Source organism: Allobosea sp. 05T433, assembly GCF_056396065.1.
Genome location: NZ_JBFTKS010000008.1, coordinates 148,532 through 164,125, shown reverse-complemented (window position 1 = coordinate 164,125; position 15,594 = coordinate 148,532). Strand labels below are relative to the sequence as shown.

Here is a 15,594-nt window from a genome sequence, read left to right as displayed (position 1 = left end):
CATCGAACGGAAAGGCTGCAGGCTCACTGCGGAACGGCAGCACTTCCCCCTGGTTTCGCGCAGATGCCGGGCGTCACAGCCAGCGCGCGTTTGCCCGTGCGATCGCTTCCCGCACGACATCCGGCGAGGTTCCGCCATAGCTGCGGCGGCTGTTCACCGAATGCTCCGGCGCAAGCACCGAGTAGACCTTCTCGGTGATGCGCGGATCGACGTCCCGCATGCTCTCGATATCAAGCGCGCTCAAGGTGCAGCCCTTGGCCTCGGCCCTGGCKACGACCTTGGCGGTGATGTGATGGGCGTCGCGGAAGGGGATGCCGCCCTCGCGAACGAGCCAGTCGGCGAGGTCCGTCGCGGTCGGAAAGCCGCGTTCCAGGAAGCTGCGCATCTGGTCCGGGCGGACGGTCAGGTCGCGTATCATGCCGGTCGTGGCCTCGGCGCAGAGCTGGACTGTCTCCAATGCGTCGAACATGGGCTCCTTGTCTTCCTGCATGTCCTTCATGAATGTCATGGGCAGACCCTTGACGGTCATGAGCAGGGCATTCAGCGAGCCGACGACACGCCCGGTCTTGCCGCGTACGAGTTCGGCCGCATCGGGATTGCGCTTCTGCGGCATGATCGAGGAGCCGGTCGTGAAGGCGTCCGACAGGGCGATGAATCGGAAGCCGTCGCTGCACCACAAGGTGATCTCCTCGGCGATGCGCGAGAGATGCACGGCCAGCATCGAGCAGCAAAACAGCAGCTCGACGATGTGATCGCGCGAGGCGACCGAATCCATCGAGTTCTCGGTCGGGGCGGAGAAGCCGAGTTGCTCGGCCGTGAAATGCCGGTCGATGGGGAAGGCGGTTCCGGCCAGGGCGGCGGCGCCCAGCGGGCAGATATTGGTGCGCTCGCGAGCACCTGCCAGCCGCTGCCGGTCGCGGCCGAACATCTCGACATAGGCCATGAGATGGTGGCCGAAGGTAACGGGCTGCGCGACCTGCATATGAGTGAAGCCCGGCATCAGGGTCTCGACATGCTCGCCGGCGCGTTCGATCAGGGCGCGCTGCAGTTCCTGCACGACCGCATCGAGCCCGTCGATCGCATCGCGCATCCACAGGCGGACGTCGGTGACGGCCTGGTCGTTGCGGCTGCGAGCGGTATGAAGCCGGCCCGCCGGCTCGCCGACGATCTCCTTCAGCCGCGCCTCGACATTCATGTGAATGTCCTCGAGATCGACGCTGAAGGTAAAGCGGCTCTCCTCGATCTCCCGGAGGATCTGGTCGAGCCCTGCCTGGATTGTCTCGTTGTCCGTCTCGCCGATGATGCCCTGCCGCGCCAGCATCCGGGCATGGACCTTCGAGGCGGCGATGTCCTGCCGGTAGAGGCGATAGTCGAAGCCGATCGACGGATTGATCTTCTTCATGATCTCCGCCGGCGCCGTCGTGAAGCGTCCGCCCCACATCTTGTTGGCGCCACTCTTCTGCTCCGACATCTCTTCAGCTTCCTGTTGTTCAGAACGTGGTGGCCTGAGCCCCGCACAGACAGGGCAAGGCTCAGGCGGGGGATAGGTGAAAGGGGCGGCAGGCGCCGCCCCTTTGCGTGTCACCTATTGGGTGTCACTTGGCGCTGTTGATCTTGATCTCGCTCATACCGTTCCGGGCGAGGCCGTATTTGTCCAGGATTTTGGCATAGGTGCCGTTCTTCACCAGCCTGTCGAGCGCATCCTTGATGGCATCGCGCAGTGCCGGCTTCGTCTTCAGCACCGGCAGACCGGTGATCTCCTCGGTCAAGGGTTCGCCGAGCAGGACATAGGTGTTCGGCTCCATTGCCTGGAAATAGGGCAGGGTCTCATTGCCCTGCACGGAGGCGTCGATGCGCTGGGTCTTGAGCTGGTTGCGCGCGTCGACCGAGCCTTCGGTGCCGACCACGGTGATCGCAGGCGCTCCCTTGGACTCGCAGTTTGCGGTGCTCCATTCGGCGATGCGCTGCGGGTTGTTGGTGCTGCGGCTGGCGCCGACCTTCTTGCCGCACAGATCGGCCGGGGTCTTGATCTTGGCTGCCTGCTGGGCGCCCGTATAGAACTGGGTGCCGGAGCGCATATAGTCGACGAAGTCGACGATCTCGCGCCGCGGAACGGTGTCGCTCATTCCGGCGAGAGCTGTGTCGACGCGCTCGGTCTGGAGCGAGGGGAGCATCTGGGCGAAGGCGATTTCCTGCCACTCGACCTTGAGGCCGAGCTCTGCGGCAATGGCCTCGCCGAGGTCGATGTCGAAGCCGGTCAGCTTGCTCGTGGCGGGATCCTTGTAGGTGATCGGCGGATAGTTCGGCATCGTCGCGATGACGAGCTTGCCGGCCTGCTTGACCTTCGTGAGCGAGTCGTCGGCATGGGCAACTGAGCAGGCGAGCAGCGCTGCCAACCCGGCGCCAAGGGCAATCGATCTTTTCATGGGGCTTTCCTCCTGCTCGGTCACTTCAGGACCGCTTTGATAAAGTTCTGTGTCCGGGGGTGCTGCGGATCGACGAGGATGGCGCCGGGGGCACCTCGTTCGACGATGGCGCCCTGATCCATGAAGACGACATGGTCGGCGACCTCGCGGGCGAAGGCGAGCTCATGCGTCACCACGATCATGGTCATTCCGGAGCGGGCCAGATCGCGCATGACGTTCAGGACTTCACCCACCAGTTCGGGGTCGAGCGCCGATGTCGGTTCGTCGAAAAGCAGCAGCTTCGGCTGGATTGCCAGCGCGCGGGCGATCGCGACGCGCTGCTGCTGGCCGCCGGAGAGTTCACTGGGATAGTTGAAACGCTTATCGGCGAGACCGACCCGCTCAAGCAGCGTCACCGCTTCCTTCTCGACCTCGCGCCGCGGTCTGCCCTGGACCTTGATCGGCCCGAGCATCACGTTTTGCAGTGCCGTCAGATGCGCGAAGAGGTTGAAGCGCTGGAAGACCATGCCGGTCATCAGCCTTTGCCGGGCAACCTCCTTGTCGGCGAGCTCCAGCAGGTGCTGTTTGGTGCGATGATAGCCGATGAGCTCGCCGTCGATGACGATCGCACCGGAATCGGGGCGCTCAAGCTGGTTGATGCAGCGCAGGAACGTGCTCTTGCCCGAGCCCGAGGGGCCGATGATGCAGGTCACCTCGCCGCGCGAGACCGCAAGCGAGACGTCCTTCAGTGCTGCGAATGTTCCGAAGACCTTGTTGACGCCGGCGGCGCGGACCATCTCGTTCATGATGGCCACCTCACGCCGACGCGGCCGGAGCGGGCACCCCGTTGCGCCGGGTATAACCCTTGGAGAAATAGCGCTCGATGAAGTGCTGGCCGATCTGGAGCAAGGTCACGACCGCGAGATACCAGCACGCGGTGACGATCAGGAGCTCGATGACGCGGCCATTCGCGTAATAGACGTCCTGTGAGTTGCGCAGGACTTCGCTATAGCCGATCACGCTGGCGATCGAGGTCAGCTTGACCATGCTGATGACCTCGTTGCCGACCGGCGGCACGATGACCCGCATCGCCTGCGGCAGCACGATGTAGAACAGCGTCGCCAGCGGCGTCATGCCGATGCTCTTGCTCGCCTCGACCTGGCCCGTATCGACCGAGAGAATGCCGCCGCGCACGACCTCCGCCGTGTAGGCGCCCTGATTCAGGCCGAGCCCAAGCAGCGTCGCGACGAAGGGTGTCATCACGTCGACCATGCGGGCTTCGAAGAGTCCGGGGATCGAGATGGTGGGGAAGACCAGAGCGAGGTTGAACCAGAGCAGAAGCTGGAGCAGCAGCGGCGTGCCGCGAAAGAACCAGATATAGGCGACCGCGCAGCGGCTGATCACGGGATTGGGCGACATGTACATGATCGCGAAGATCACGCCGAGCACGATGCCCAGCGCCATCGCGTACAAGGTCATCCAGATCGTGTTGAGAAGGCCGAAGAGGATGGCCGGGGCCGTGAAGAACTGGCCAACGATCTTCCATTCGATCTGGCCCTCGGAGAAGGCCTTGGCGATGAAGGCCAGGGCGACGACGATCAGGGCGACGCCGACGACGCGGCCGTAATGGCGTCTGCGGATCGTGGGAAGCGCCGCGACCTCCAGGATCTCGTCGCCGTAAATCGCGCCCTTCCGGCAAACAACCCTGTCGGCAGCCATTCATCCCCCCGATCTTCCCGATCGTTGCGGGAGCCATAACAGGCGGTAGATGGACTGTAAATTCCAAATCAAATATTTTTGTCTAATCTGAGGCATGGGTGTCAAGCGCGCTGCCTCGCGCTTGACGCGCTAGGATTCTTCGAGAGGAGCGGCCTCAATGAGAGAGCACGCTGCCGCATTCACCCTGTGATCCCGAGTGCTTGTGTGTGCTCAAATGGGCAAGAGCGCCCGGCCGGTCGAGGCCGCCGTCGGCAATCCAGGCGTCGGTGCTCTTCGCCGCCCGTTCGATCAGCTCGCTGGTCATCGAGAAATCATAGGGCGATCCGGCGAGTGGGCAGAGCGGCGGCAGGACGAAGAAATCGATGCTGCCGTCGAGCCCTTGCAGCTCGCTGAAAAGTTGCCGCACGATCAGCAGCGTCAAGGCATGCAGCGCGCTTGCGACGGCCCCGACCGGTGGCTTGTCAAGAGCAAAGGCGTAGCCGGTGGGGAGAACGATCAGGCGCTTGGCGCCGCATGCGATTGCGACCTTGACCGGCGTGTTGCTCGATATCGCGCCATCGGCGAGATAGAGGCCGTTGAACCGTACCGGCGCGAAGGCTGCCGGTATCGCCACGCTCGCAATGATGGCCTGCGCAGCCGAGCCCTCCGAAAGCACGACCGTCTCGCCCGAGAGAATGTCGGTCGTGACGACATGCATCGGGATCTTTGCGTCCTCCAGATTGGCGTAAGAGAGATTGCGCTCAACAAGCCGATGCAACGGATCCGAGGCGATAAGGAAGTCCCGCCGGTACAGGAAGCCGAGCATCGTGCGCCAGCTCAACGGGAACACGTCGCGCCGGCGCAGTCCGCGCCAGATCGTCTCCAGTCGTTGGACACCTTCAAGCGTGGGGTTCCCCGCGTAATAGGCGCCATTCAGCGCTCCGACGCTTGAACCAACGACCATATCGGCTGCAATGCCCTGGCTCGCGAGCGATCGCAGCATGCCGACCTGGATGGCGCCGAAACTGCCACCTCCCGCAAGGACGAAGGCGGTTGCTGGTCGGGCAGCGGCGCTGGTCATGGGCAGGGCCTCCTCGGATTCCGCGGTCGTGACGCCGGGTGCTGTCGCGACCGCGAAGCCAGGATGTCGGCGGCTATGGCGCCGACACCGTGATGCGGCCCTTCATGTTGGGGTGGAAGCGGCAGTAATACTCGACCGTTTCCATCTTCTGCAGGACCAGACTCGCCGATTTCTTCGGCTGGATCATCACGTCCATCCCGCCCTTCACGGTCGCGGTGTGGGCGAGAATGTCCTTGTTGAGCCACTCGACGGTGTCCCCGACCTTCATGGTGATCTCCGCAGGCGAAAACACCAGCCGGTCGATCCCGACCTGAATGGTTTCCGCTTGTGCCGGAACAGCGCCCAGAGTCAGCGACAGTCCGGCAATGGCCCAGAGGCGCCGCTTCAACGACATGATCTTGTCCTCACCGGAGTTCGGCTGCGACATGTGCGGCGTGCTGCTCGTGGCCCTGGAAAATCTTCAGGCCGGTTTCGAGCAGGCCCTTCAGCTCGGTGTTGCTTGCCGAGGGGATCAGCAGTGTCTGGAGCGCGCCGTTCACCTGCTTGTGGTAGGCCACTTCGTTATCGACATAGGCCTTGTCGAAGGCTGCGCCCTGGAGTTTCGAGAGCTTGCTCCGCTCCGCTGTCGCGGCCTGAGACAAGGCGCGGCTGGTATCGTTGTCTTCAGGGCTGACCTTCAGCTTCTTGACCAGGTCGAGCGCCTGCTTGTTCACCGCTTCATGGTCTCGAACCATGTCATGGGCAAAGGCTACGACGGTCTTGTTCTTGGATTTCGCGATGGCTTGCTTTGCCGCCTCGACGTCGATCGTGCCGGCGGTATAGGCGATGTGCGCGATCTGCGGATCGGTCGGCGTGTCGGCGGCTTGCGCCAAGGACATCGCACCGAGAAGGCCAAGTGCGGCCAATGCCGTGTTCTGTCGCGTGAACATGGAACCTCCTTTGCCTGATCGCTTAATTGCTTCAGGCTTTGTCTTTCAATTGACGATCATTGGATGCTGCGGGATCGAAAACGTTCCCGGATTGATCAGGGAAAGCCGAGCCGTTTCATCACCGCGCCGGTCAGGCGCTCGCAGCGCCGGCCGGCAAATGGAAAGGCGTCGAGCAGGACGGGACCGATCTGTTCGTCCAGCTGCTTGCGCAGGAGGTGTCTGGCCCGGTGCAGACGGGTCTTGACGGTTTCGGGCCGCAGACCGAGCAATTCCGCCGTTTCTTCGACGCTCAGGCCTTCGATGACCCTGGCCATGAAGACCGAGCGATAGGCATCGGGGAGATTGTCGGTTGCCCGCTCGACAAGGTGAAGGATCTGTCGTTGCGCCATGGCCCGCTCTGGATCGTCACAACTCGTGTTGCAAGGAAACTGAATGATCTGCGCGGCGGCGGCGCCCCGGTCGCTTGATCGCGCGAGTTCCGCCTCTTTCCGGTTCTTGCGCAGACGCCCGAGCGCTTCGTTGATGACGATGCGGGACAACCAGGTGGCAAGCGTGGAGTCGCCGCGAAAACTCTCGAGATGGGTAAAGGCCCGGAGATAGGCCTCCTGCACGACGTCTTCGGCTTCGCTATCATTGCGGACGACTCCGCGGGCGAGACGGTAGAGCCGCTGATTATGCGTCCGCATGATCGTGCGGAATGCATCGCCGTCGCGCGCGAGCGCCCGGCGCGCCAGATCGAGGTCGTTGAGCACCGATATAGAGTCGAGCGCATCTCTTCGAACCTGCGGCATGGGCGATCTCCTCCCTCTGTATGAGATGGAAAGCGACGGAAAAGGTTCCCAGAAAAACAGATACGCGCCGGCGGGATCTGCGCTGGCGGCAGCAGTGGTCCGCGAAGCTGATCCTGCCCAGCATAGGCCTGTTGAGCATGCGACGGCCACCGCAGCGAGGCCGCTCATCCATTGCGAAAGCAGGCCGGGACTGGCCGGTTTATGCTGTGGCGAGGCCGTCCAGGGCTCAGGTCCGATCGGCGTTCATAACCCCAGAAAATCAGCTACCCACTCTCTGCGCATTCCAATAGGTTCAGCCTCAATCGGGACCAACTTCCGTTCGGGCCGACGATCCTGCCGCGGGCAGGGCGGGTTCGGCGGAACTGGGCGCGGACCAATCCGGCCCGAGGGTCATTAAGTGGGAGAGCTGACCATGAAAAAAATCCTGTTCGCCACGCTGTCGGCGGCTGCCCTGATGGCGGCGGGACCGCTGTCAGCCAAGACGTTGATCTATTGTTCGGAAGGTAGTCCCGAGAACTTCGCTCCGAGCATCAACACGACAGGCACGTCGTTCGATGCCAATACCCAGATTTACGACACCATCGTCCAGTTCGAACGCGGCGGGACCAAGGTCCTCCCCGCTCTGGCCGAGAAATGGACGGTTTCGGACGATGGGCTGGTTTACACATTCAACCTGCGCAAGGGCGTGAAGTGGCATAATACCCGCGCCTTCAGGCCGACGCGCGACTTCAATGCCGACGACTTCATCTTCATGATCGACCGGCAGTGGAAAGAAGATAATCCCTATTACAAGGTCACCAGCTCGAATCATTCCTATTTCAACGACATGGGCATGCCCAAGTTGCTGAAGTCGGTCGAGAAGGTCGATGACTACACCGTCAAGATCACGCTGAACAACCCTGAGGCGCCTTTCCTGTCAGACCTCGCGATGCAATATGCCAGCATCCAGTCGAAGGAATATGCCGATGCGATGCTGAAGGCCGGCACGCCCGAGAAGATCGATCAGGACCCGATCGGAACCGGGCCGTTCTCGCTGGTGCAGTATCAGAAGGATGCGATCATCCGGTACAAGGCGTTCCCGGAATACTGGGCCGGCAAGGCCAAGATCGACGACCTGATCTTCGCCATCACGCCGGATGCCTCGGTCCGCTGGGCCAAGCTTCAGAAGGGCGAATGCCATGTCATGCCCTATCCGAACCCGGCCGATCTGGACGCGATGAAGAAGGACGCCAATGTCCAGATCCTGGAGCAGCCGGGCCTGAACATCGGCTATCTCGCCTACAACACCACCAAGAAGCCGTTCGACGACGTCAAGGTGCGCCATGCCGTCAACATGGCGATCAACAAGAAGGCGATCATCGACGCCGTCTATCTGAGCAGCGGCATCGCGGCGATCAATCCGATTCCGCCCTCGATGTGGTCCTACAACGAGACCGTGAAGGACGATCCCTTCGATCCCGAGGCCGCCAAGAAGGCGCTTGCCGAGGCGGGTTATCCGAACGGCTTCGAGATGGACCTCTGGGCCATGCCGGTGCAGCGGCCGTACAACCCCAACGCCAAGCGCATCGCGGAGCTGATGCAGGCGGATCTCGCCAAGGTCGGCATCAAGGCCGAGATCAAGACCTTCGAGTGGGGCGAGTACCGCAAGCGCCTGCAGGCGGGCGAGCATCAGGCCGGCATGTTCGGCTGGACCGGCGACAATGGCGATCCGGACAACTTCCTGCACACGCTGCTGGGTTGCGATGCGTCGAAGAACAATGGCGGCAACGTCGCGAAGTTCTGCTACCAGCCCTTCGAGGACATCGTGCAGAAGGCCAAGAAGATTACCGATACGGCGCAGCGCACCGAACTCTATCGCCAGGCCCAGGTGATCTTCAAGGAGCAGGCGCCCTGGTTCACCATCGCGCATGCGGTGCAACTGAAGCCTGTCCGCAAGGAAGTGAAGGACTTCAAGCTATCCCCGTTCAGCAGGCATACCTTCTATGGCGTTGACATCAATTGAGGCCCTGCCCCGACTGATGCATTGATTGGAGCGCGGCCGAGAGGCCGCGCCCTTTTTACTTCGGGAGAGCGTCATGAAGATTAGACATTTCGCAGCGGCGGCTGCCGTTGCGTTAGCTTTACAGGCTGGCGCGGTCGCGGCTCAAACGCTCGTCGTCTGCTCAGAGGCGAGTCCCGACTTCCTCAATCCGCAGTTCTCTTCGCAGAACACGGCTTACGACGTGGCGGCCCAGATCTATGATCGCCTGGTCGCCACCGAGCGCGGCGGTTCCCAGATCATTCCGAGCCTGGCCGAATCCTGGACCATTTCCGAGGATGGGCTGACCTATACGTTCAAGCTGCGCAGCGGGGTGAAATGGCACGCGAACAAGGCGTTCACGCCGACACGCGGCTTTACGGCCGATGACGTGGTCTTTTCGTTCCAGCGCATGTTCGACGAGAACCATCCCTACCATAAGGTCGGCAGCACCAATTATCAGTTCTTCAACGAGATCGTCCGGCCCAGCCTGAAGGCGGTCGAGAAGGTCGATGACCAGACCGTCCGGCTCATCCTGTCACGGCCCTACGCACCCTTGCTCAGCGCGCTTTCGGTCGAGCCCATGTCGATCCTGTCGGCGGAATATGGCGATGCGATGCTGAAGGCGAGCACGCCTGAGCAGATCAACCAGGCGCCGATCGGTACCGGCCCATTCTCGTTGCTGGCCTACCAGAAGGACGCCACGATCCKCTTTCGCGCGGTGCCCGACCATTGGACCAAGGCGGCCGGAAACCGGGATCGCATGGCGCTGGTCAACGACCTGATCTTCGTGATCACGCCGGATGCCTCGGTGCGGTTCGCCAAGGTGAAATCGGGCGAATGCCAGATCGCGCGCTATCCGAATCCCGGCGACCTGCCGGCGATGCGGGCCGATCCCAATCTGACGATGCTCTCCGGCAGCATTGCCGATCAGAGCTTCCTCGCCTTCAACCAGCAGAAGAAGCCCTTTGACGACAAGCGGGTGCGCGAGGCACTGGTCTATGCGACCAACATCCCTGCGATCATCGATGCAGTCTATCAGGGCACCGGCAAGCAGACAGCCGCGATCGTCCCGCCCTCGCTCTGGTCGCATCACGAAGGCCTGAAGCCGCGCCCCTATGATCCGGAGAAGGCCAAGGCCCTGCTCGCCGAGGCGGGCCTGCCGAACGGCTTCAAGACCACGCTCTGGGCCATTCCCGTCGTTCGCGCCTATATGCCGAACGGACGCCGTGCGGCCGAGCTGATTCAGGCGGATTGGGCGAAGATCGGCGTCCAGGCGGAGATCCAGAGTTTCGAATGGGGTGAGTATCTCAAGCGCGGCCGCGCCGGCGACCATGAGGTCGGCATGTTCGGCTACACCTGGGACTATCCGGATCCAAGCCAGATCCTGCTGTCGGGCTGGCATTGCGATGGCGTGAAAACCGGCGCCAACCGGGCACGCTGGTGCAACAAGGAATTCTCCGACCTCCTGACCAAGGCCAATACGATCACGGATCAGGGCGAGCGCACCAAGATGTTCCTGCGCATGCAGGAGATTTTCCAGGAAGATGTCGGGGGTCTGCTCTTTGCAAACGCGCAGGCCTTCACGCCGGTGCGCAAGGATGTGAAAGACTACAAGATCCATTTCTTCGGCGGCCAGCCCTTTACCGGTGTATCGCTGGCGAAATGACGTTGACATTCGGGCGCGGAGAGGCGAACCGCGCCCGAATACAATTGGTGGCGGGGGCGCAGTATCATGCGGATCTATATTTCGGCGGATATCGAGGGCATCGCCGGTGTCGTGACGCGCGAGCACACGCGCCCCGAAGGGTTTGAGTATCAGTCGGCGCGCATCTGGATGACCGACAGCGTCGCCGCCGCCGCCAACGCCGCCTTCGCGGCTGGGGCGAGCGAGGTCGTGATCAGCGACAGCCATGGCAACGCGCAGAACCTGCTGCTGGACCGCCTGCCCAAGGCAGTCCAGGTCGTCCGATCGTGGCCGCGCCCGCTCTCGATGATGCAGGGCATGGAGTCGGGCGACTATGCCGGCGCGCTTTTCATCGGGTACCACGCTGGCGCCACCAATCCGGACGGCATCCTGGCGCACACCTTTCGCAGCGCTTCGCTGCGCGAGGTTCGCGTCAATGGCGTCTCGGCCCCGGAAGCGATGATCAATGCCGCGATCGCCGGGCATTTCGGCACGCCCGTGCTGCTGGTCAGCGGCGATGATGTCTGCATCGAGGAGACCAGGGCGCTCCTGCCCGATATCGAGGCCGTCACGGTCAAATGGGCGCATAGCCGCCTCTCGGCGCGCACCTTGATGCCGGAGGCCTCGTACGAGCTGATTGCCGAGGGCGTGCAGCGCGCCATCGCACGCCGGGCGGGAATCGTCCCCTATCGGCTGCCGGGCCCGATCACGCTGGAACTCAGCTTCCTCTATCGGCAGCCGGTCGAGTACCTCGTCATGCTCAAGGGCATCGAGCGCCTCGACGCGTTCACGGTGCGCTACATCGCCGATGATATCCTCGATTTGCAGCGTTTCCTGGTCTTCGCATTAGGATATAGTTCTAATTTGCAATAGCAGGACGAAACATCCCGTTCGCGGTCCATGCTTCAGGCCGCCGGTACCCCGACAAGACTGGCTCATCCATGCTGCGTTTCATCCTGACCCGCGTCAGCCTGGTGATTCCGACCTTCATCGGCATCACGCTGCTCGCCTTTTTCCTGATCCGGCTGGTCCCGGGCGATCCGATCGAGACCATGGCCGGCGAGCGTGGCATCGATCCGGCTCGCCACGAGCTTTTGCGCAAGGAGTTCGGCTTCGACAAGCCGGTTCTGACGCAATACGGCATCTATATCAGTCGCGTTCTGCAGGGTGATCTCGGCAAGTCGATCGTGACACGCGAAAGCGTCATCTCGGAATTCTCGGCGCTGTTCCCGGCGACGATCGAGCTTGCGCTATGCGCGATCTTCCTGGCGCTTGCGATCGGCCTGCCGGCTGGCATCCTGGCTGCGGTCAAACGCAACTCGATCTTCGATCACGGCGTCATGGGGCTTTCCCTGACCGGTTATTCCATGCCGATCTTCTGGTGGGGCCTGCTGCTGATCCTGCTATTCTCTGTGCAGCTCGGCATCACGCCGGTCTCCGGCCGCATCGCGGTGCAGTATTATATCGAGCCGGTAACCGGCTTCCTGACGATCGACAGCCTGCTGGCGGGCGATTTCGGCGCCTTCAAGTCGGCGCTGTCGCATCTCGTCCTGCCGGCGATCGTCCTGGGTACGGTCCCGCTTGCGGTCATTGCCCGGATGACGCGCTCCGCCATGCTTGAAGTGCTCGGCGAGGACTATATCCGCACGGCGCGCGCCAAAGGCATGGCGCCTCTCAGGGTCATTGCGCTGCATGCGCTGCGCAATGCGCTCATTCCGGTGGTGACGGTCATTGGTCTGCAGGTCGGCGTACTGTTTACCGGCGCGATCCTGACCGAGACGATCTTCTCCTGGCCGGGAGTCGGCAAATGGCTGATCGAGGCGATCAGCCGGCGCGACTATCCGGTCCTGCAGGGGGGCACCCTGTTGATCGGCGTCGTCGTCATGAGCGTCAACCTCCTGGTCGATCTGCTTTACGGCCTGATCAATCCACGCATCAGACATGCGCGCTGAAGGACCTGTGATCGTGACATGGCTGATTTCTTCGCGGGACGCTGACAGATGACCGCCGAAACGCTTGAAGCACCCTCCGCTGCCGTACCGGCTGGCACGCCGCCGCATCCGCTGCGCGAATTCTGGAGCTATTTCAGCGCCAATCGCGGCGCGGTTGCCGGGCTCGTCGTCATCGTCGCGGTGTTGCTGATGGCGGTGTTCGCCGACGTCCTCTCGCCGCACTCGCCCTATCTCACCAACAATGCCGTCTTCCTCAAGCCACCCTTCTGGCAGGAGGGTGGCTCGCTGGCCTATCCGCTCGGCACCGACGCGATCGGCCGCGATATCCTGTCCCGACTGCTTCACGGTGCCCGTCTCTCGCTGGTGATCGGCATCGTGGTCGTTGCCATCGCCATGGCGGCAGGCATCGCGCTCGGCCTTGTCGCCGGCTTCTTCAAGGGCATCACCGAAATCGTCATCATGCGTCTGATGGACATCGTCCTGACGATGCCGAGCCTGCTGCTCGCCATCGTCATCGTCGCGATCCTCGGGCCGGGCCTGATGAACGCGATGCTGGCGGTCGCCATCGTGGTGCTGCCGCACTATGTCCGCATCACGCGTGCGGCGGTGATCGGCGAAACCTCCAAGGACTATGTCATCGCAGCCCGCGTCAGCGGTGCCGGCACGCTACGCCTGATGTTCAAGGAAGTGCTGCCGAATTGCGCCGCCCCTCTGATCGTCCAGGCGACGCTCGGCGTCTCCACCGCGATCCTCGACGCGGCGGCGCTCGGCTTCCTCGGCCTTGGCGCCCAGCCGCCGACGCCCGAATGGGGCACGATGCTGGCCGATGCGCGTGAATTCGTGCTGCGCGCCTGGTGGGTCGTCACCCTGCCGGGCCTGATGATCCTGATCACCGTGCTGGCGTTCAACCTGCTCGGTGATGGCCTTCGCGATGCCCTCGATCCCAAACTGAAGCGCTGACCATGCCGCTGCTCGAAGTTGAGAATCTGAGTGTCGAGTTCCCGACCTCTACGGGGGTGATGCGGGCGGTCGACGGTGTCAGCCTGTCGCTCGAGGAAGGAGAGATCCTCGGGGTGGTCGGCGAGTCCGGTTCAGGCAAGAGCGTCACCATGCTCGCGCTGATGGGACTTGTCGCATATCCCGGCCGAATCAAGGCCGACCGACTCGCCTTTGCCGGGCGCGACCTGCTCAAGATCTCCGATCGGGAGCGCCGGAAGCTCACCGGCAAGGATGTCGCGATGATCTTCCAGGAGCCGAGCACCAGCCTCAATCCCTGCTTCACCATCGGCTTCCAGCTGGCCGAGACGCTGAAGGCGCATGAGGGGATGGATAGCAAGGCGGCGCGCAGGCGCAGCATCGAGCTGCTCGAACAGGTTGGAATCCCTGCGCCGGAAAGCCGCCTCAAGGCCTTCCCGCATCAATTGTCCGGCGGCATGAACCAGCGCGTCATGATTGCCATGGCGATCGCGTGCAACCCCCGGCTGCTGATCGCCGACGAGCCGACGACGGCGCTCGACGTCACCATCCAGGCGCAGATCCTCGATCTCCTGATGTCGCTGCAGAAGGAGCGCGGCATGGCGCTCGTCCTGATCACTCATAATATGGGCGTGGTCGCGGAGACTGCGCAGCGCATCATGGTGATGTATGCCGGGCAGGTGATGGAGGAGCGCAATGTGGCGTCCCTCTTCGCGGCCCCCCAGCATCCCTATTCCGCAGCACTTCTTGCCGCCCTGCCGGAGCGCAGCGAAGGCGAGCACCGGCTCGCGACGATTCCCGGCATGGTTCCCGGCCCGCATGACCGCCCGCAGGGGTGCCTGTTCAGCCCGCGCTGCGCCTATGCCACGGATCATTCGCGCCTTGTGCGCCCGGATCTCCGGCCCTGGCAGGGAGGGCAGATCCGCTGCCACTACCCGCTTGGCGATCCGGAGCGGGAGAAGGCCAGAGCGGCGGGTGGCATTCACCCCGTGACGGTGGAGAGCACATCGTGAGCACTCCCATCGTCACAGCGCGCGAGCTGACACAGGTCTATTCGGTCAATCGCGGCTTCCTCCGCGCGCCGGCCCAGTTGCAGGCGGTCACCGGCGTGTCCTTCTCCGTGGAAGCCGGCAAGACGCTCGCCGTCGTCGGCGAATCCGGTTGCGGGAAGTCGACGCTCGCCCGCATGGCGACGCTGATCGAGAAGCCGACTTCGGGCGCGTTGATGCTCGACGGTCTTGACGCCGTCACGCCTCCTCCGGGCGAAGCCAAGCGCCTGCGGCGAACCGTGCAACTCGTCTTCCAGAACCCCTATGGCTCTTTGAACCCGCGCAAGAAGATCGGCGCGATCCTGGAAGAACCACTTCTGATCAATACCGCGCTGACGAAGGCGGAGCGGACAGAGCGGGCGCGGGCGATGATGGCCAAGGTCGGCCTGCGTCCGGAACACTACAACCGTTATCCGCATCAGTTCTCGGGGGGGCAGCGCCAGCGCATCGCGATCGCGCGCGCGCTCATCCTCTCGCCGAAGCTGCTGGTGGCCGACGAGCCGGTCTCGGCGCTCGACGTCTCGATCCAGGCCCAGGTGCTCAATCTGCTGGCCGATCTTCAGGACGAGCTCAAGCTCGCCTATCTCTTCATTTCGCATGATCTCGGCGTCGTGCGTCACATCGCACATGACGTGATGGTCATGTATCTCGGCCACGCCATCGAGCATGGCCCGAAGCATGCGATCTTCGCTCGGCCCTTGCACCCCTATACACAGGCGCTGCTGGCCTCGACGCCAAGCGTGGCGGCAGGAAAGCGAGAACGCATCGTGCTGCGCGGCGAGCTGCCGTCGCCGCTCGATCCGCCGAAGGGCTGCGTGTTCTCGACCCGCTGCCCCTATGTGACCGATCTCTGCCGGGCCGAGCGCCCGGTGGCGCGCCAGCTGGATGAGCGGCTCGTCGCTTGCCATTACGCGGAACGCTTCCTGGCCGAGGCGGCCTGAGCTGCAAGCGCGTGCAGTCGCGGTCGACTTCGATCGACCGCGACAGTGTTGGGACGTGGTTTTTGTTGA

The 15,594-nt window shown here is 63.0% G+C and carries 15 protein-coding genes; 7 read left to right on the top strand and 8 right to left on the bottom strand.

The window, feature by feature from the left end:
- Positions 1-73: 73 nt before the first annotated feature.
- From argH to AC1DGP_RS13735, 8 genes are all read right to left on the bottom strand, one after another.
- A complete protein-coding gene (argH, locus tag AC1DGP_RS13770) occupies positions 74-1,471 on the bottom strand; it encodes an argininosuccinate lyase (RefSeq protein ID WP_441504262.1) in 1,398 nt (465 codons plus the stop codon).
- 124 nt (positions 1,472-1,595) lie between these two features.
- A complete protein-coding gene (locus AC1DGP_RS13765; protein WP_441504263.1) occupies positions 1,596-2,426 on the bottom strand; it encodes an ABC transporter substrate-binding protein in 831 nt (276 codons plus the stop codon).
- A 20-nt stretch (positions 2,427-2,446) separates the two neighbouring features.
- On the bottom strand, positions 2,447-3,211 hold the full coding sequence (locus AC1DGP_RS13760) for an amino acid ABC transporter ATP-binding protein (protein WP_441487809.1): 765 nt from the start codon (positions 3,209-3,211) through the stop codon (positions 2,447-2,449).
- 10 nt (positions 3,212-3,221) lie between these two features.
- Positions 3,222-4,124, bottom strand: a complete 903-nt coding sequence (locus AC1DGP_RS13755) for an amino acid ABC transporter permease (protein ID WP_441504264.1) — start codon at positions 4,122-4,124, stop codon at positions 3,222-3,224.
- A gap of 154 nt (positions 4,125-4,278) precedes the next feature.
- Positions 4,279-5,184, bottom strand: a complete 906-nt coding sequence (locus AC1DGP_RS13750) for a patatin-like phospholipase family protein (RefSeq protein ID WP_441504265.1) — start codon at positions 5,182-5,184, stop codon at positions 4,279-4,281.
- Between the two features lie 73 nt (positions 5,185-5,257).
- On the bottom strand, positions 5,258-5,578 hold the full coding sequence (locus AC1DGP_RS13745) for a cupredoxin domain-containing protein (RefSeq protein ID WP_441504501.1): 321 nt from the start codon (positions 5,576-5,578) through the stop codon (positions 5,258-5,260).
- 10 nt (positions 5,579-5,588) lie between these two features.
- On the bottom strand, positions 5,589-6,113 hold the full coding sequence (locus tag AC1DGP_RS13740) for a DUF4142 domain-containing protein (RefSeq protein WP_441504266.1): 525 nt from the start codon (positions 6,111-6,113) through the stop codon (positions 5,589-5,591).
- A 95-nt stretch (positions 6,114-6,208) separates the two neighbouring features.
- Positions 6,209-6,904, bottom strand: a complete 696-nt coding sequence (locus AC1DGP_RS13735; protein ID WP_476832231.1) for an RNA polymerase sigma factor — start codon at positions 6,902-6,904, stop codon at positions 6,209-6,211.
- 412 nt (positions 6,905-7,316) lie between these two features.
- Between AC1DGP_RS13735 and AC1DGP_RS13730 the strand changes: the two genes are divergently transcribed.
- The 7 genes from AC1DGP_RS13730 to AC1DGP_RS13700 all read left to right on the top strand — a co-directional run bounded on the left by AC1DGP_RS13730 (position 7,317) and on the right by AC1DGP_RS13700 (position 15,525).
- The gene (locus AC1DGP_RS13730; RefSeq protein WP_441504267.1) at positions 7,317-8,906 is read left to right on the top strand and encodes an ABC transporter substrate-binding protein; all 1,590 of its coding nucleotides are present in this window, start codon (positions 7,317-7,319) and stop codon (positions 8,904-8,906) included.
- Positions 8,907-8,979: 73 nt separating this feature from the next.
- Positions 8,980-10,590 (top strand): ABC transporter substrate-binding protein, encoded by a 1,611-nt coding sequence (locus AC1DGP_RS13725; RefSeq protein ID WP_476832220.1) that lies wholly within the window; start codon positions 8,980-8,982, stop codon positions 10,588-10,590.
- A gap of 66 nt (positions 10,591-10,656) precedes the next feature.
- On the top strand, positions 10,657-11,481 hold the full coding sequence (locus AC1DGP_RS13720; protein ID WP_441504269.1) for a M55 family metallopeptidase: 825 nt from the start codon (positions 10,657-10,659) through the stop codon (positions 11,479-11,481).
- Positions 11,482-11,549: 68 nt separating this feature from the next.
- Complete coding sequence (locus tag AC1DGP_RS13715; protein WP_069879020.1) at positions 11,550-12,560, top strand: ABC transporter permease subunit; 1,011 nt, start codon at positions 11,550-11,552, stop codon at positions 12,558-12,560.
- A gap of 48 nt (positions 12,561-12,608) precedes the next feature.
- On the top strand, positions 12,609-13,520 hold the full coding sequence (locus tag AC1DGP_RS13710) for an ABC transporter permease subunit (protein WP_441487818.1): 912 nt from the start codon (positions 12,609-12,611) through the stop codon (positions 13,518-13,520).
- Positions 13,521-13,522: 2 nt separating this feature from the next.
- Positions 13,523-14,548: an ABC transporter ATP-binding protein gene (locus AC1DGP_RS13705; protein ID WP_441487819.1), complete on the top strand. Its 1,026-nt coding sequence runs from the start codon at positions 13,523-13,525 to the stop codon at positions 14,546-14,548.
- Positions 14,545-15,525 carry a peptide ABC transporter ATP-binding protein gene (locus AC1DGP_RS13700; protein WP_441487820.1) on the top strand — a complete coding sequence of 327 codons (981 nt, stop codon included), beginning with the start codon at positions 14,545-14,547 and terminating at the stop codon, positions 15,523-15,525. The genes AC1DGP_RS13705 and AC1DGP_RS13700 overlap by 4 nt, the downstream gene beginning before the upstream one ends.
- Positions 15,526-15,594 lie beyond the last annotated feature (69 nt).